Below are 15,318 nucleotides of genomic sequence, written 5' to 3' on the forward strand. Positions count from 1 at the left end.
TCTGGGTGGGGACGTATTAATCGAACCGTCCGTTTCCAGCCTCGAACCCGGGGCCGCCCCGTCCGTCGGTTCTCCGGTAACACGCGGCCGACGGGACTCCCGGTGACTCGCTCTTCGGGCGCACACAGTCGGGGGAGGGGCGGAAATCAGTCGGGCGAGTCGCCGTCGGTGGCGTCCGCCGTCCCGTCCCGCCTGTCGGTGTCGTCGACCGGTTCGGCGGGCACGCCGGCCCACGTCTCGCCCGGTGGCACGTCCTCTGCGACCAGCGAGTTCGCGGCCACCTGTGCGTCGGCGCCGATTTCGACACCCGGCAACACGACTGCGCCGGCACCGATCATCGCCCGCTCGCCGACCCGCACCTCGCCGGTGCGGTACTCGTCCTGGAGGAACTCGTGACACAGCAGCGTCGCGTCGTAGCCGACGATGGCGTCGTCGCCGACCGTGATCAGTTCGGGCCAGAAGACGTCCGGCGTCGACTCCAGGCCCCACGAGACGCCGGATCCGACGGAGACGCCGATTCGCCGGAGGAGCCAGTTCTTCAGCCGGAGGCTCGGGGAGTGTCGCGCCGCGACGATGAACGCGTAGTTGAACGCGACCCGGAGGGGGTGCTTTGCGTCGGTCCACGACTGCAGGGAGTTGCCAGGGCCGGGCGTCGGATGCCGGGTCACCCGGCCGTATCGCCCCGTGTCGCCGTCGTCGTCGCGGTCGGTCACGGTCCCGACATCGGGGCCGGGCCGTTTGAACTTACTCCTCGGCGTCGGTCCCGGCGGCCGGCGCCCTGCCGGCCACCCGTTCGCCGTCGAAGGCGGACGGCTCGCCCTCCCGGACGCGGACGCCGCGGGCGGCGAGGTGTCGCGTGCGCTGTCGGGCGAACTCCTCCTCGCGGGTGCCGAGAGTCGCCAGCACGTACATCCTGGCCTTGCCGACGGGCCGCATCGTCCGACCGGCCCGCTGGGCACCCTGTCGGCGCGACCCGCCCAGTCCGGAGGCGGCGACGGCCACCTCGGCGTCCGGCAGGTCGATGCCCTCGTCGCCGACCCGGGAGACGACGACGGTGTCCAGCGCCCCGGACCGGAACCGGTCGAACAGCCGGCTCCGCCGGGCGTGGGGCGTCTCGCCGCTGATGAAGGGAACGCCGAGCGCCTCGGCGATGGACTCGCCCTGGTCGAGGTACTCGACGAAGACGATGGCCTTCGACCCCGGGTGCTCGCGGAGGAGGGCCGCTATCTCCTGGCTCTTGGCGGGGTTCGTCGCCGCCAGCTGGCGTTTCTCCCGCCCCTCGCTGGCGCCGTACTCGTTTTTGTGCGTCTCGGAGGCCCACGGCAGATACCGGAGTTCGACCTCCGGTTCGGCCACGTAGCCCGCCTCGAATAGCGCCTCCCAGTCCGTGCCGATGGGCGGCCCGACGAGCGTGTATATCTGCTCCTCCAGGTCGTCTTCCCGGATGGGCGTCGCCGTGAGACCGAGCCGGTGCTTGGTCTGGAGGTCGGCGCTGCGGCGACTGACGGGCGAGGGGATGCGCTGGCACTCGTCGTAGACGATGAGTCCCCACTTGCGGGAGTCGAACAGCGAGCGGTGGCGGTCCATCCCGGCCGTCTGGTAGGTGGCGATGGTGACGGGCCGTATCTCCTTTACGCCGCCGTGGTACTCGCCGACCTGGTCGGCGGTGAGCGTCGTGTCGGCGAGGATTCGCTCGCGCCACTGGCCCGCCAGTTCCCGCGACGGGACGAGTATCAGCGTCTCGCCCTCGACATCGGCCATGACACCGAGCGCGGCGACGGTCTTGCCGGACCCGGGCGGGCCGACGAGGACCCCGGAGTTCGCGTCGGCGAACCGGGCGACCCAGTCGGCCTGGTAGGGGCGCAACGACAGTTCGAGTTCGACGGGCAGGTCGTCGCCCGTCTCCAGTTCGCGGTGGTCCTGGACCGGGTAGCCGGCCTCGTAGAGCGTGCGCTTGATCTCGGCGGTGCGGTCGGCGTCGACCCAGGCGGTCTCGTCGTCGATGCGGGCCCGGACGAGGCCGTCATCGAGGTGCTGCTCGGCGACGTTGCCCAGGAGGTCCGCGCTCTCGGCTTCGAGGACGACGTAGCCGTCCTCGTGAGTCCGCAGCCGGAACCTGTGGGCCCGCTCCCACTGGTCCTCGATCCACTCCTCGAGGGCTTCGTATCGGCCACCCAGCGCCGACCGGACCGTCGTCAGGAGGTCCGCGAGCGTCTCGGCGGGCGCGCTCCAGACGTCCTGCTCGCGGACGGTGTAGCGGTAGGCCCCCTCACGGTTCGTCTCCTCGAGGCGGGCGAACTGCGACAGTTGCGCCCGGGTGAACTGGACGGGCTGGTCGGCGACTATCTCCCGGCGGTCAGGGAACACCGAGACCCGCTCGCGGGCGGCAGTCTCGCGGTAGTCAGTCGGGAACCACACCACGGGGTCGCTGTCGACGTTTAGCCGCTCGATCCGGCCGTCGGCGACCAGGCCCTCGAGCGCCTCGACGGCCGCTGCCTGCGAGCAGTCCGCCACGCGTGCCACCTCCGTCGCCGTGACGACGGGGCGGGTCCGGTCCTCGAGGGCGTCGTAGAAGGCGTCGACGTCGACCGCCGGCTCGTCCGCGTTCTCGGTCACTACCCCCCGGTAGGCGACGGGCGGATAAAAGCGCCCCGCGTCGGGACGGCCGCACCGACGACCGACGGAGGAACCGTTTACTCGCTGGGGTGCGAAGCGACGGTCGTGCTCAATCTGAACGTCGATTCCTTCATGGTCGAGTTCAAGGACGGAAGCATCGAGAACGTCGGCGCCCCGAACAAGTCGGCGTCGGCCAAACTGTTCGACGTGGAGGACGTCGAGGCCAGGGCGTTCGGCGACAGCCAGGTCAAACTCGTCGCGTCCGACGCCGACGGTAACGAGGTTCAGGTCGCGCTGTTCCCGGAGCAGGCCGAGGCCGTCGTCGAGGACGTCGAGGCGCTGCGGGAGGAGGGCCCCGTCTTCGAGTGACGGCGACGCCACTCGCCGTCTCGAAACGGGTGACGCGGCCCGCACGGCCCGAGTTCGGGCCACGGACCACGCCTGAACGGGAGCGTTAAGGTGAGGTGGGGTGGGGAACGGGTCGGGAACGGGGTTCCCGGTAGGGCGCTGGCGAGAGTTCGTCGCCGAGTGTCAGAGGCTCGTGTCAATGGGCATCGACCAGTCGTCGTCCCAGCGCATCCGCCCCTACCGACCGTTGGGGGTTGTGCCTGGTGCCTAACTGATTAGGCGGACGCGGGTGTGTCGGCTCCGAGGCCGGCAGGCTTTTTCTCCAGGGGGGTGGAGAATCGGGTATGAGCGACCTGGACCTCGACCTGCAGACCGCCGAGGGGGAACTCGACGAACCGGACCCGAGCGGCCGGGTCGTCCTCGGCGTTCTGGACGGCTCGACCGACGACGAGGAGTGGATCGAGCACGTCGAGAACGACGACGTGCTCGTGTTGAACGTCGAAGGGGACCTCAACGAGCTCGCCGCAGGCTTCGCCCGCGAGGTCCGCGACATGGGCGGGGAACTGATGCACTTCAGGGACTTCCTGGTCATCTCGCCGCCCGGCCGCGACATCGACACCGACCGGCTCAGCTGAGGAGCGTCAGGTAGTGGCCGTCGGGATCGCGGATGCGGATACCGTCCTCGACGCGCTCGCGTTTCGTCACCCGCGCAGCGACGCTGTCGGCGACCGTCTCCGGGTCGTCGGCCGTCAGGCCCACGTCGACGTGGACGCCGCCGCGTGCGTCCGCCAGTCCCAGGTGTGGCTCCCACAGTTCGATGTCGAACGGCCCGGTCGTCAGCCGGGTCCGCCTGCGGTCCTCCCCCCGGTCGACCACCTCGAAGCCCAGGTCGGTGTAGAACTGCTCCGATTCGGGGAGGTCCTCGACCTCGAAGACCACTTCGAAGACGCCCTCCAGCCTCCGTTCCGTGGCGTCGGACTCGCCCGCACCGGCTATCTCGACGCAGTTGCCCTCCGGGTCGTAGAAGTACAGCGAGCGCATCCCGCCGAAGTCCACCTCCTGGAGGTCGAAGGCGCTCTCGAGGTGGTCCCACCAGGCGTCGTAGGCGCCGGCCGGACAGGCCAGCGCGTAGTGTGTGTGGAGCCCACCGCGGGGAACCCCGTCGGGGCGGCGAAGCCGGAGTTGCCCGCCCGTCCCGACGTCGAGGGCTACCTCCCGGTCCGTGTCCCACGCGACCGGAACGTCGAGGTGCTCCCGGTAGAAGTCGACCACCGGGTCGACGCGCTTGACCTCGAGGGCCAGCCAGCGACACGCTCGAAGCATGCTTCGATATCGTCGTCGCCCCCGATAAAGCCCGGGCACGCCGAACTGCCGGCACTGCGGAATTTAAGCCGTCGGGACACGAACCGGAGCGCATGGGAATGAAAGGCAGCGGAGCGGCCGAGTTGACCGAGATCGACCGCTTCGAGGGCGGCGTCGGCTGGCTCGCCTACCCCGGGGAGACGATGCAGCGGGCCTCCCACGCCGTCGAGAGCGGCGGGAAACTGTGGGTGATCGACCCGGTCGACGCCGACGGCGTCGACGACCTGCTCGCCGAGTACGGCGATGTCGGCGGCGTCGTGGTCCTGCTGGACCGTCACAAGCGGGACTCGGCGGCGGTCGCCGACCGCCACGACGTGCCCGTCTACGTCCCGGAGTGGATGAGCGGCGTCGAGTCCGACATCGACGCACCCGTCGTCCGGTTCGAGGAGGGTGTCGGCGAGTTCGCCCTCGACATCGTCGTCGACAACCCATTCTGGCAGGAGGGGGCGCTGTTCGACGGCGAGACGCTCGTCGTCCCGGAGGCGCTGGGGACGGTGTCGTACTTCCGGGCACCGGGCGAGCGACTCGGCGTCCACCCGATGCTGCGTGCGGTGCCGCCCCGGTCGCTGCTGGAGTACGACGCCGACCGCTTGCTCGTCGGGCACGGCGAAGGCGTCTTCGAGGACGTCCGGGGCGTCATCCGGGAGGCTATCGACGGCTCGCGCAGGAAGATGGTGCCGCTGTACCTCGACAACCTCCGCGGATTCATCGGTCTCTGATAAAGTAGTACAGCCCGATAGGTTTTTCTTCCTGATAGTTTTCAGTGCATGCATGGCCGTCGGTGACGGACGAGTGAGCGGCGACGCAGCCAGGGTCTCCGTCGAGACGCCCCCGGAGGGCGGTGTCCGTATCAACGACCGCATCGACCGGCGAAACTACACGATACGAACCGGCGGCGGGGTCTCGCCCGTCCCGGCGGACGGCGACCGATTCCGGTACCCCACGGACGTCACCATCGCCCTCTCGACGGACCATCTGGAGTTCGTTCCGACGGGTGCGTCGTTCGTTCACGGGCCCGACAACATGACCGAGGTGGAGCTGTTCGGCCACGAGGCGTTCCCGGCGGGGACCTACACCGTCGAACTGTCCGGGCCGCTGAAGCTCTACGCCGAAGTGCCCGGCCCCTTCGAGGTCGAAAACCGGGTCGACAACGTGTTGATCGACCTTCCGGAGCCGCGGACGGTCGTCGTCGGGGCCCGCTCGCACCACGAACGACCGGCCGCCACCGTCACGACCACCGAGGACCCCTGCGACGTGATGCGCGCGGTGTCGACGTTCGGGACCGAACTCAAGACCCGAGGCAGCAAGCGCTCGTATCCGACGCTCCGTGGCCATCCGCCCGCAATCGAGGTCGGCGGGGAGCTTTCGATCCCGTCCGGGCTCGAATCGCCCGAGGGGAACGTACGCCTCGAGGTACCGCCCGAACTCGAGTACGTGCTGCCCGCGGCGCCGCTGTCGTACTACCTCGAAGCGCCGGTCCGACAGTCGGACACCCCTGCGCTGGTCGTCGAGGGGACGCGCCACCGACTCGACGGCGGCGACGGGTTCGAGCGGGCCGTCGAGCGGACCCTCAAGCGGAGTTTCTTCCTGGACTGCCTCGTCAGGACCGAAGGGCAGCGGGACGTCATGCTGTTCGAACGGGAGGTCCTCGACGGAACCCTCGGCGTGGACATCGAGACCCTCCACGGTCGGCCCCCGGCCGAACGCCTCGAGGCGTACCTCGACGTTCCCTACGGGACCATCGAGGAGCACCTCCCCGACTGGAATCTGACGGCCCACGTCCAGCCGAGTCGGCAGGGCATCGAGGCGATACCCTTCCTCGCAAACGACCTCGCAGTGGTACGAACCCACGACGGGCCGACGCCCCGCGGCGACGCGCCGGAGGGGGAGAGCGAGACAGCCGACGGGTGTGCGAGCGTGGTCCGACCACCGGGTGCGGACTCGCTGGCACAGGCCTGGGTCGGGCCGGGCGTCCCCATCGGCGCCAGCAAGGCGACGCCGCAGGCCTACCGGAACTGGATGGAGCGCGAGCCGGCCGACGACGAGGTCCAGGTGGCGGTCGTCTGTAACGACGAGGAGATGCTAGAGGAGGGCGACACGGCCCGTGGCGCCTACGGGTCGAACCTGAACCTGCCGTTCGAGGTTACCTTCCACGACGACCTCGACACCGAGAGCCTCCGTCTCGTCTTCGAGTCCGACCTCGATTACGTCCACTACGTCGGTCACGTCGGCGAGGGCGGATTCGAGTGCGCCGACGGCGCCCTCGACATCGCGGCACTGGAGGAGGTGGGCGTCGACATCGCGTTCCTGAACGCGTGTCGGTCCTACGAACAGGGGTACAGACTCATAGAGAAGGGCGCCGTCGCAAGCGTCGTGACGTTCGACGAGGTGCTCGACGAGGGGGCGCTCCGTATCGGGAAGACGATGGCCCGCCTCCTCAACCGGGGGTTTCCCCTGTACGGGGCACTTGCCATCGCCAGACGGTGCAGCATCGTCGGCTCACAGTACCTCGTCGTCGGCGACGGCAACGCCGACATCGCACAGCCGAGGGGACTCATCCCGTGGGTCGCCGAAGTCGAGTCGGTCGGGGCCGACGAGTACCGGGTGCAGGTCACGCCGCACCTCTCGGGGTCGGGCGGGATGGGCGCGCAGTTCCGCCCGGGCGTCGGCGAGGATCCGTCGGTGTTTCTCGTCCCCAAGGATCTGCCCGAAGTGCGGACGACCGCCGACCGACTCCGGGAGTACCTCGAATCGGCCTCCTTCCCCGTCTTCGTCGACGGGGAGTTCGTCTGGAGTAGCGACGCAGCCGAACGGTTCTGAAGCCGGATCAGGGCCCGCCGTGCCCGTCGCCGTTGGCGATGACAGTCCCGACCTGGGACAACAACAGCATCAGCGTAAACAGGGCGCTGGTCAGCCTCGGGTGGTCGGCCAGGAACTGTTTGATCGCCTTTTTCGACATATTCGATTCAGTCCCGTGTCGAAGCAATAAGCTTTTTGTAGCCCTTTCTCCCGTTGTCATCGTTTCGCACAACAAACGAACGGCTGGTCGCCGTTCAAGTTAATACAGTAAATTTTTTCCCGCAAGGAAACCGACAGCGTTAGGGACGACAGGTCCGAACGGACGGTGTGGTCTACATCACACGCGGCCTGCTGACGGCACTCCTGGATCTGGGGGCCGACAGGGACCCCTCCTCGGTGACCGTCTCGCTGGCGGTGACGGCGGCCGGCGAACTCGACGCCGACCTCCCGGCGGAGGCGTCGGTGTTCACCGACATGTACCTGCCCGATACGGGCGAGTCGGTGACTGCGGTCTTCGGGATGGATCTCTCGACGCCCGGCTCGGCGGGGCGGTTCGTCACGCATCCGGAGGGTCCGCTGGCGCTGACCAAGCGGGACGACCTCCACGAAGTCGTCTTCGTCGCCGTCCCGCCGTACGACGACGACTGCGTCGGTGCCTTCGACCGCTCCGGCGAGCAGCTGCCGATAGACGTCCTCGACGTGGCCCCACCCCACGGGACCATCGAGGACTACTCGAGGTAACCGAGATCCTGTAGCTGGTCGGTTATCTCCTCGAACTCCGCCTCCGTCAGTTCGCCGGACTGCTGGTGCTGGATGACGATGCTCCGCAGCAGGAACCGCACCAGATCGCTGGTCGACGAGAAGCTGGTCCCCTCGATGGTCTCCTCGACGCGGTCGGCGAGGTCCTTCGGAATCGAGACGGTCGTGTAATCCGTCATACCGGCCGGGAGGGGCGCCGTCGGCATAGACGTTGGCAAGTCGTGTGCCTTTACGGTGGTGAACGTCCAAGGAGACGGAAATGGGAGTCCGACCACCGCAGCAGGACGACGGCGACGACATAGACACCATCGCCTTCGGCATCGCGGCCCTCGACGAGCATCTGGACCGGGACGAGATCGTCTTCCCGACGACGGCCTCGGCCCTCGTCGACCGTCTCGACGACCCCGCGATTCCCTACGACGCCAAGGGCAACGAGATGTCGCTGTCGGCGGCGCTGGAGGAAACCCACGCCGACGAGTTCGAGACCAGACAGGACCTGATGAACGCGCTGCACCCCGTCTTCGAGGCCAGGCGCGACCGCGCGAACAACAGCATCGTCGGACAGCTCCGCTCGCTTTTGCCCTTCTAGTCCTCGAACTCCCGGAGTCGGTCGGACAGCTCCTCCAGGCGGCGCGTCTGCTCGCGGTTGACCGAGACGATGATGTCCGAGAGCACGCCGAACATGAACAGCTGCATCGACAGCAGGATGACGAAGACGCCGAGCAGGGCGATGACCTCGTGGGAGATGCCGTTGATAACGTAGTCGTAGACGACGTAGCTGCCGAGGCCGAGCCCCAGCAGGGTGCCGACGGCCGCGACGAAGCCGAAGTAGAAGATTGGGTTGTTCGTCTTCGTGAGCGTGTACAGCGTCAGGATGATCCGGCCGCCGTCCTTCAGCGGGTGGAGGTTCGTCTCCGAACCGCCCGGCCGCCGCTCGTAGCGGATGGGGACGACCTCGGTGGCGACGCCGTTGCGGACGCACTCGACGGCCAGTTCCGTCTCGATGCCGAACCCCTCGGCGTCCAGCTGGAACCGCTCGAAGGACTCGCGGGTGAACGCCCGGTACCCCGAGAGGATGTCCTCCATGTCCCGGCCGTGGACGGCCGCGAACAGGCGGTTGATGATCCGGTTGCCGACGGTGTTCAGCCGGGTCATCGCGCCCTCCTCCATGTCGGCAAAGCGGTTGCCGACGACGTGGTCCGCCCGCCCCTCGAACAGCGGTTCCAGCATCGCGCCGGCGTCCTCGGGGCGGTAGGTGCCGTCGCCGTCGGCCATCAGGACGTACTCCCGGTCGATGCTTGCGATCCCCTCCCGGACCGCCTGGCCCTTCCCCGACCCCGACTGGGTGATGACCCGGGCGCCGTGTTCGCGTGCGATGTCCCGCGTGCCGTCCGTCGAGTGGCCGTCGACGACCAGGACGTGCTCGAAGCCCGCCTCGCGGAAGCCGTCGACCACCTCGCCGATGGTCTCAGCCTCTTCGAGGGTCGGCAGGAGTACACAGACGTCCGAGCGGTCGGGCATTGGCGGTGCCTGCGGCACCGAGCGACAAAAAGACTGAGCTTTCGCGGTCGGCGGTTCGCCGCCCCCGTTTCGACGACCAATGGAAAAGGCTTATGCGCGTTTTGACAGTTGTTGGGGGCAATGAGTCAGCGGTGGGATCAGGTCGAGGAGCGACTCGACGACTACGAGTCGCAGCTCGACTCCGTATACCGACTGTACCACATCCCCGTTCTCGCAGCCCTGATGCTCTTCATGCTGTGGATCCGGGTGCGACACTACGGGCGGATGATCGGCGAGGGCGGCGAGCCGCTCTACCGCGGGAACGACCCCTACTACCACCGCCGGACGACCGACTACGTCATCCAGAACTACCCGTTCAACATGCCCTACGAGGTCTGGAGCGGGTTCGACACCGGCACCCAGGTCGGCCAGTTCGGTACCATCTTCGACCAGATCGTGGCGACGGTCGCGCTCGTTGTCGGCCTCGGATCGCCCTCGCAGTCGACGGTCACGCTGGTCACCGTCCTGACGCCGCCGGTCATCGCGGTCCTGTGTGTCCCGCCGATGTACTACGTCGGCAAGCGCCTCGGCGGGCGCCTCGGCGGTATCATCGGCGTCCTCGTGCTCGCGCTCACGCCCGGACAGTTCCTCTCCCGGAGCGTCGCCGGCGTCTACGACCACCACATCGCCGAGGTGCTGGCGACGCTTCTCGTGCTGTCGATCGGCATGACCATGCTCACCGTCGCCCAGCGGGAAAAGCCCATCTACGAGTTCGTCGAGACCCGGGAGTTGGGCCTGCTGAAGGAGCCGGTCGCCTGGGGTGCCGCCCTCGGCGTCGCGCTCACGCTGACGATGCTCGTGTGGCCGCCCGCGGTGTTCCTCCTCGGCATCTACGCCATCTTCCTGTTTTTCCACCTCTCCGTGGAGTTCGTCCGCGGCCACAGTCCCGATCACGTCGTCATCCCGTCGGTGGTCGCGGCGCTGGTCGCCGCCGTCCTCCTGCTCCCGTTCCTGACGGCGTTCTCGCTGGAGACGACCGAGCTATCGCTGCTACAGCCGCTGCTGGCAGTTCTGGTCGCCGGCGGCGCACTCTTCATGGCGGCCGTCGCACGGCTCTGGGAGAACCGCGACCTCCCGCGGAACGCCTACCCGATCGGCGTCGCCGGGATCGGTGCCATCGCGGCCGCCGTCCTCGCCGTCGTCGCGCCCGACACGTTCGGCTTCCTCCTCCGGCAGGTCGAACGGGTCGCCGGTCTCGGCTCGACCGACACCGCAGCCACCGTCGGCGAGGCCCAGGCGCTCGACAACCCCGTCCAGTTCTTCTTCACGAGCTACGGGCTGGCGTTCTACACCGCCATGATCGGCGTCCTCGTTGTGGCGGTGCGTGCAGTCTTCGCCCAACGTCCCCGCGCCGAACAGCTCCTGGTCGCCACGTTCACGGCGCTTATGGTGATCTTCACCATGACGCAGTTGCGGTTCGACTACTACCTCGCTATCGGCGTCGCCGCGGGCAACGCATACCTCGTCGGGCAGGTGTTCTCCTTCATCGACCTCGACGATGTTCGGGCGGACGTCACGAAAGTCGAGCCGTACCAGGTGCTCATCGTCGTCGCCATCCTGTTCGTCGTCGCCGGGCCGCTCGTGGCCACTGCGGCGCCGATGCGTGCGTCCGACAGCGCGACGAACCCCGGCGAGTACGAGGACTGGCAGGGCAGCCTCGAGTGGCTCTCCGAGGAGACACCCGACGTCGGCGAGTACGGCGGTAGCGGTCCTCGAGACCTGGCGTACTACGGCAGCTACGGGCCAACGGACGACTTCGAGTACACGGACGGCGAGTACGGCGTCATGGCGTGGTGGGACTACGGCCACTACATCACCTACGGCGGCGAGCGGATCCCGGTCGCCAACCCCTTCCAGCAGCACGCCGATCAGGCCGCCGACTTCCTGCTGGCGGGCAACGAGACCGAGGCCAACGACATTCTCGCCGAGGACAGCGGCGAGGGCGAGGGAACGAGGTACGTCATGGTCGACTACCAGCTCGGCTACGCTGGGACCACGAAGTACAACGCTCCGACGGCCTTCGAGACGCGCCACGGGCTCAACACCAGCGACCTCGGCCTGTCGGTTGCGAGCCCCCGGGCGCTCCAGCGGGGACAGTACGTCCCGCTGTGGGGGATTCACACCCAGCGCGCCTACGAGAGCATGCGGGTCCGGCTCTACCAGTTCCACGGCAGCGCCCGCGAACCCGCGAGCTTCGTCAGTCGATTCCGGCGGGGTCCGGGAGGGATCCCGGTACCGCCGGAGGACGGCGCCCCGATCCAGCAGTTCGACAGCCCCGAGCAGGCCCGCGAGGCCGCCCAGAGCGACCCCACCGCGATACACGGCGGGCTGCTCGGACAGCCCGGCGAGCGGGTCGGCGCGCTCGAACACTACCGGCTCGTCCACGCCAGCGAGCAGGCACGGCCGTCGCCGCTGTACAGCAACCTCCGGGTGCAGGATCCGCCCGTCGAGTCCGAGGTCAAGACCTTCGAGCGCGTCGAGGGCGCGACGATAGAGGGAACCGGCCCCGCCAACACGGAGGTCGAGGCATCCGTCACGATGGAGATCCCGACCACGGATCAGACGTTCACCTACCGGCAGTTCGCACGGACCGACGACCAGGGCAACTTCGAGATGACGGTGCCGTACTCGACGACGGGCTACGACGAGTACGGCACCGAGGCCGGCTACACGAACGTCAGCGTCCGGGCCAACAGCAGCTACCGGTTCCTCGCGCTGGCGGACAACGGCTCGCGGATCTTCGTCGGCGGGGCCGACGTGACCGAGGGGCAGGTCCTCGGCGAGAACGACACCGTCACGCAGGTCGAGTTGCAGGAACAGACCACCTCGGACAACGAGACGGCGGGCGACGAGACGACGAACGACGCGACGAACGGTACCGCCACGAGCGGTAACGAGACGAGCAGCGACGCCGGTGGTGGGACGAACGCGACGGCCACGGCGACCCCACAGCAGCAGCGCGGCGTCAGGGCGTCCTGAATGTCCGACTCCGTCGGCGTCCGGGGGTGGCTCGTCGTCTACCTCAAGGGCGCCTGCATGGGGGCGGCCGACACCGTGCCGGGCGTCTCCGGCGGCACCATCGCGGTCATCGTCGGCGTCTACGAGCAGCTCATAACCGCGCTCACCTCCGTCGATCCGCGGGTGGTCCGACACCTCCTCTCGCTTCACACGACCGACGGACGGGCCGCCCTCGCCGAGGACCTCCTGCGGATGGACGTACCCTTCCTGCTCGTACTCGGGGCGGGCGTGCTGTCGGCGGCGGCGACGATAGCGACGGCGATGAACGTCGCCGTCACCGAGTACCCCGCCCCGACCTACGCGTTCTTCTTTGGGCTCATCGCAGCCTCGGCGGTCGTGCTGTACCGGTACGTCGACGCGACGACGCCCCGGCGGGCGATCGTCGCCGCCGTCGGGTTCGTCGTGGCGTTCGTGGTCACGGACCCCTCGCTATCGGGGCCGACCTCCTCGTCGACGCCGCTGGTGCTGTTCGTCGCCGGCGCAATCGCCATCTCGGCGATGGTGCTACCCGGCATCTCCGGGTCGTTCCTGCTGCTGGTGATGGGCCAGTACGAGACGGTCACCGAGATTCCGAGCGACGTCGTGAACGGCCTCCTCGCGGCCGTCGGCGGTGACACCGCGTCGCTCGCCGAGGCGCTGGTGCCGTTCGGGGCGTTCATGGCCGGCGCGCTGGTCGGCGTCTTCTCGATCGCCTACGCGGTGCGGGCGGCCCTGCAACGCTATCGGGAGGCGACGCTCGTCTTCCTCGTGAGTCTCATGGTCGGCGCGCTCCGGCTGCCGGTCTTCGAGGTGCGGACGAACGTCGAGGGGTCGCCCGCGGTGGTGGCGGCCGTCGTCGCCGTTCCCGTCGTCGTCGGCGCCGGCCTCGTCTTCGTCCTCGACAACTACACCGACGACCTGGAGTACTGACGATGGGCGACAGGCCGACCCTGACGACGCTGTGTCTCTTCGCCGTGGTGTTCGCGGTCCAGGCGTTCGACGGGGCGCTCGGCGTCGACCCGGCGGTGTTCGTCCTGCGGTGGCCGCTGACGAAACATCCCTCGGCCACCCTGGTGAGCGTCTACGCCCACGGGAGCCTCCAGCACCTGGCGGCCAACACGCTCGCGCTGGCCGTCGTCGGCCCGCTCGTCGCCTACGTGACCTCGCCGATACGGTTCCACCTGTTCTTCGTCGTCTCGGGTGCGCTCTCGGGCATCGCGCAGGTGCTCGTGACGGTCCCGTTCGGGGGCGCGGGCGTCCTCGGCGGGAGCGGCGCCATCTTCGCGCTGATGGGGTACTTCCTGGTCGGCAACCGGGCCTCGACGCGCGCGCTGTCGTGGCTCCCGCTCGGGACCGCGGGGTCGCTGTTGCTATTCGGCGTGCTGGCGGCCGTCGTGACGCTTGCGACGGCCGCACCCGGCGTCGCCCTGGTGGCGCACTTCACCGGCTTCCTGGTCGGCGCCGTCGCCGGTCGGGGTCGGCTGTTGCACGTCGGGTCCGATGCGTCGCCGCAGGCCGACGCGTGAGTCGAGACGCAACACCAAAGGCGCGGCCGCCACGAAGGACGGTCATGTACGAGGGCGTCCACGCACACCCCGACGGCGAGGCGACGGTCGCCCGCCTGGCGACGACGGCCGCCGACTACGGCTACGAGGGGGTGGTGGTCCGGAACCACGGCGACGCCCAGGGCGACTACGACGCCAAGACCGTCGCCGCCGAATACGGTCTCGACGTCGTCTCCGGCATCGAGATACGGACCGACGACGTCGGCCAGGCCAGCGGCCTCGTCGGCAACTACCGCTCGAAGCGGGACGTCGTCTGCGTCCACGGCGGGCCGCTGAACCGCTTCGCGGTCGAGCAGCCGAAGGTCGACGTGCTCGCCCACCCGATGGCCGACGGCGACGTGAACCACGTACTGGCGAAGGCCGCCGCCGAGAACGGCGTCCACCTCGAGTTCAACTTCGGGCGCGTCCTCCGGGCCGACGGCGGCCGGCGGGTGCAGGCTATCCAGGGCCTCCGGAAACTCCGCGAACTGGTCGAGGCCTACGACGCCCCGTTCGTGGTCTCGGCGGACCCGCGCTCGCACCTCCAGTTGCGGGCGCCGCGGGAACTGTACGCCGTCGGGGAGGTCGTCGGCTTCGACCGGGAGGCTATCGAGGCGGGCCTTCGCGCCTGGGGCGACATCGCCGCCCGGAACAGAAAGCGGCGCTCCGGGACGTTCATAGAGCCGGGCGTCCGTATCGACGAGCATGAAGAAGAGCCATGAGGAGCACGCCGCCCGGTTCGACGAGAAGGCCGAAGAGTACGACGACGACAAGCGCGAGGAGTACCGCGCGGCCGTCTCGCTCGTCGTCGAGTACGCCGACCCCGGTCCCGGCGACGTCGTCCTCGATCTGGGTTGCGGCACCGGCGCCATCGGACTCCGACTCGCGGCGGACGCAGCACGGGTCCTCGGCCGCGACATCAGCGAGGGGATGATGGCCGAGGCCCGCCGGAAGGCCGAGGAACGCGGCCTCGAAAACGTCACCGTCGGCGAGGGCACCTTCCGGGAGCCGAACGTCAAGCGGGCGGACGTCGTCGTCTCGAACTTCGCCATGCATCACCTCTCGGACGCCGAGAAGCGCGAGGCCATCGAGGTCATCGCCGACCTCGACCCGCTCCGGTTCGTCCTCGGGGACGTGATGTTCTTCGGCGAACCCGACCCCGCGGAACCGTTCTACAGCCCCGAGGTGGACGACCCGGCGACGGTCGGGGTGCTCGCGGACGCGCTGACAGCGGCCGGCTTCTCGCTGACCGCCGTCGAGATGGTCCACGAACAGGTGGGCGTCCTCGTCGCCGAGCGGACCCCCTGACGGCTCGTACTGCCGGCTGTAATTA

The 15,318-nt window shown here is 68.8% G+C and carries 17 protein-coding genes; 11 read left to right on the forward strand and 6 right to left on the reverse strand.

Annotation, left to right across the window (positions count from 1 at the left end; translation table 11 throughout):
• Window positions 1–146: 146 nt before the first annotated feature.
• Both NLF94_RS10520 and NLF94_RS10525 read right to left on the reverse strand, forming a co-directional pair.
• The gene (locus NLF94_RS10520; protein ID WP_254837580.1) at window positions 147–713 is read right to left on the reverse strand and encodes an acyltransferase; all 567 of its coding nucleotides are present in this window, start codon (window positions 711–713) and stop codon (window positions 147–149) included.
• 31 nt (window positions 714–744) lie between these two features.
• Window positions 745–2,616, reverse strand: coding sequence for a DEAD/DEAH box helicase (locus NLF94_RS10525; protein WP_254837581.1), 1,872 nt, complete (start codon window positions 2,614–2,616; stop codon window positions 745–747).
• A 105-nt stretch (window positions 2,617–2,721) separates the two neighbouring features.
• On the opposite strand from NLF94_RS10525, the gene NLF94_RS10530 reads away from it, so the two are divergent.
• A complete protein-coding gene (locus NLF94_RS10530; protein ID WP_254837582.1) occupies window positions 2,722–2,985 on the forward strand; it encodes a hypothetical protein in 264 nt (87 codons plus the stop codon).
• 323 nt (window positions 2,986–3,308) lie between these two features.
• Window positions 3,309–3,599 carry a DUF5779 family protein gene (locus NLF94_RS10535; protein WP_254837583.1) on the forward strand — a complete coding sequence of 97 codons (291 nt, stop codon included), beginning with the start codon at window positions 3,309–3,311 and terminating at the stop codon, window positions 3,597–3,599.
• On the opposite strand, the gene NLF94_RS10540 is transcribed toward NLF94_RS10535, so the two are convergent.
• On the reverse strand, window positions 3,592–4,287 hold the full coding sequence (locus tag NLF94_RS10540; RefSeq protein ID WP_254837584.1) for a VOC family protein: 696 nt from the start codon (window positions 4,285–4,287) through the stop codon (window positions 3,592–3,594). The two genes, NLF94_RS10535 and NLF94_RS10540, sit on opposite strands and share 8 nt — an antisense overlap.
• A gap of 92 nt (window positions 4,288–4,379) precedes the next feature.
• Between NLF94_RS10540 and NLF94_RS10545 the strand changes: the two genes are divergently transcribed.
• Entirely contained in the window at window positions 4,380–5,045 is a 666-nt protein-coding gene (locus NLF94_RS10545) for a hypothetical protein (RefSeq protein WP_254837585.1), read from the forward strand.
• A gap of 52 nt (window positions 5,046–5,097) precedes the next feature.
• The gene (locus NLF94_RS10550; protein WP_254837586.1) at window positions 5,098–7,146 is read left to right on the forward strand and encodes a CHAT domain-containing protein; all 2,049 of its coding nucleotides are present in this window, start codon (window positions 5,098–5,100) and stop codon (window positions 7,144–7,146) included.
• Between the two features lie 7 nt (window positions 7,147–7,153).
• On the opposite strand, the gene NLF94_RS20785 is transcribed toward NLF94_RS10550, so the two are convergent.
• The gene (locus tag NLF94_RS20785; protein ID WP_256558604.1) at window positions 7,154–7,285 is read right to left on the reverse strand and encodes a DUF7503 family protein; all 132 of its coding nucleotides are present in this window, start codon (window positions 7,283–7,285) and stop codon (window positions 7,154–7,156) included.
• A gap of 167 nt (window positions 7,286–7,452) precedes the next feature.
• On the opposite strand from NLF94_RS20785, the gene NLF94_RS10555 reads away from it, so the two are divergent.
• Window positions 7,453–7,866, forward strand: a complete 414-nt coding sequence (locus NLF94_RS10555; RefSeq protein ID WP_254837587.1) for a JAB/MPN domain protein-containing protein — start codon at window positions 7,453–7,455, stop codon at window positions 7,864–7,866.
• Here the strand turns inward: NLF94_RS10555 and NLF94_RS10560 are convergent.
• Window positions 7,854–8,063 (reverse strand): ribbon-helix-helix domain-containing protein, encoded by a 210-nt coding sequence (locus NLF94_RS10560; protein WP_254837588.1) that lies wholly within the window; start codon window positions 8,061–8,063, stop codon window positions 7,854–7,856. The genes NLF94_RS10555 and NLF94_RS10560 overlap by 13 nt on opposite strands.
• An 80-nt stretch (window positions 8,064–8,143) precedes the next feature.
• On the opposite strand from NLF94_RS10560, the gene NLF94_RS10565 reads away from it, so the two are divergent.
• Window positions 8,144–8,473, forward strand: coding sequence for a hypothetical protein (locus tag NLF94_RS10565; protein ID WP_254837589.1), 330 nt, complete (start codon window positions 8,144–8,146; stop codon window positions 8,471–8,473).
• Here the strand turns inward: NLF94_RS10565 and aglJ are convergent.
• The gene (aglJ, locus tag NLF94_RS10570; RefSeq protein WP_254837590.1) at window positions 8,470–9,405 is read right to left on the reverse strand and encodes an S-layer glycoprotein N-glycosyltransferase AglJ; all 936 of its coding nucleotides are present in this window, start codon (window positions 9,403–9,405) and stop codon (window positions 8,470–8,472) included. The two genes, NLF94_RS10565 and aglJ, sit on opposite strands and share 4 nt — an antisense overlap.
• A 120-nt stretch (window positions 9,406–9,525) precedes the next feature.
• Between aglJ and NLF94_RS10575 the strand changes: the two genes are divergently transcribed.
• The 5 genes from NLF94_RS10575 to NLF94_RS10595 are packed head-to-tail and all read left to right on the forward strand — an operon-like array spanning window position 9,526 to window position 15,293.
• On the forward strand, window positions 9,526–12,423 hold the full coding sequence (locus tag NLF94_RS10575; protein ID WP_254837591.1) for an oligosaccharyl transferase, archaeosortase A system-associated: 2,898 nt from the start codon (window positions 9,526–9,528) through the stop codon (window positions 12,421–12,423).
• A complete protein-coding gene (locus NLF94_RS10580) occupies window positions 12,424–13,371 on the forward strand; it encodes a DUF368 domain-containing protein (RefSeq protein WP_254837592.1) in 948 nt (315 codons plus the stop codon). It abuts the gene before it with no gap.
• A gap of 2 nt (window positions 13,372–13,373) precedes the next feature.
• On the forward strand, window positions 13,374–13,967 hold the full coding sequence (locus NLF94_RS10585) for a rhomboid family intramembrane serine protease (protein WP_254837593.1): 594 nt from the start codon (window positions 13,374–13,376) through the stop codon (window positions 13,965–13,967).
• Between the two features lie 44 nt (window positions 13,968–14,011).
• Window positions 14,012–14,707 (forward strand): RNase P subunit p30 family protein, encoded by a 696-nt coding sequence (locus NLF94_RS10590; RefSeq protein WP_254837594.1) that lies wholly within the window; start codon window positions 14,012–14,014, stop codon window positions 14,705–14,707.
• The gene (locus tag NLF94_RS10595; RefSeq protein ID WP_254837595.1) at window positions 14,691–15,293 is read left to right on the forward strand and encodes a class I SAM-dependent methyltransferase; all 603 of its coding nucleotides are present in this window, start codon (window positions 14,691–14,693) and stop codon (window positions 15,291–15,293) included. Before NLF94_RS10590 ends, NLF94_RS10595 begins: the two co-directional genes overlap by 17 nt.
• Window positions 15,294–15,318: the final 25 nt, after the last annotated feature.

The organism is Natronomonas marina, from assembly GCF_024298905.1.
Classification (GTDB): Archaea; Halobacteriota; Halobacteria; order Halobacteriales; family Haloarculaceae; genus Natronomonas; species Natronomonas marina.

Bases quoted from the DNA above. Each gene is read 5' to 3' on its own strand.
- NLF94_RS10535 (WP_254837583.1), top strand. From the start codon at position 3,309: ATGAGCGACCTGGACCTCGACCTGCAGACCGCCGAGGGGGAACTCGAC.
- NLF94_RS10540 (WP_254837584.1), bottom strand. From the start codon at position 4,287: ATGCTTCGAGCGTGTCGCTGGCTGGCCCTCGAGGTCAAGCGCGTCGAC.
- NLF94_RS10545 (WP_254837585.1), top strand. From the start codon at position 4,380: ATGGGAATGAAAGGCAGCGGAGCGGCCGAGTTGACCGAGATCGACCGC.
- NLF94_RS10550 (WP_254837586.1), top strand. From the start codon at position 5,098: ATGGCCGTCGGTGACGGACGAGTGAGCGGCGACGCAGCCAGGGTCTCC.
- NLF94_RS20785 (WP_256558604.1), bottom strand. From the start codon at position 7,285: ATGTCGAAAAAGGCGATCAAACAGTTCCTGGCCGACCACCCGAGGCTG.
- NLF94_RS10560 (WP_254837588.1), bottom strand. From the start codon at position 8,063: ATGACGGATTACACGACCGTCTCGATTCCGAAGGACCTCGCCGACCGC.
- NLF94_RS10565 (WP_254837589.1), top strand. From the start codon at position 8,144: ATGGGAGTCCGACCACCGCAGCAGGACGACGGCGACGACATAGACACC.
- aglJ (WP_254837590.1), bottom strand. From the start codon at position 9,405: ATGCCCGACCGCTCGGACGTCTGTGTACTCCTGCCGACCCTCGAAGAG.
- NLF94_RS10575 (WP_254837591.1), top strand. From the start codon at position 9,526: ATGAGTCAGCGGTGGGATCAGGTCGAGGAGCGACTCGACGACTACGAG.
- NLF94_RS10580 (WP_254837592.1), top strand. From the start codon at position 12,424: ATGTCCGACTCCGTCGGCGTCCGGGGGTGGCTCGTCGTCTACCTCAAG.
- NLF94_RS10585 (WP_254837593.1), top strand. From the start codon at position 13,374: ATGGGCGACAGGCCGACCCTGACGACGCTGTGTCTCTTCGCCGTGGTG.
- NLF94_RS10590 (WP_254837594.1), top strand. From the start codon at position 14,012: ATGTACGAGGGCGTCCACGCACACCCCGACGGCGAGGCGACGGTCGCC.
- NLF94_RS10595 (WP_254837595.1), top strand. From the start codon at position 14,691: ATGAAGAAGAGCCATGAGGAGCACGCCGCCCGGTTCGACGAGAAGGCC.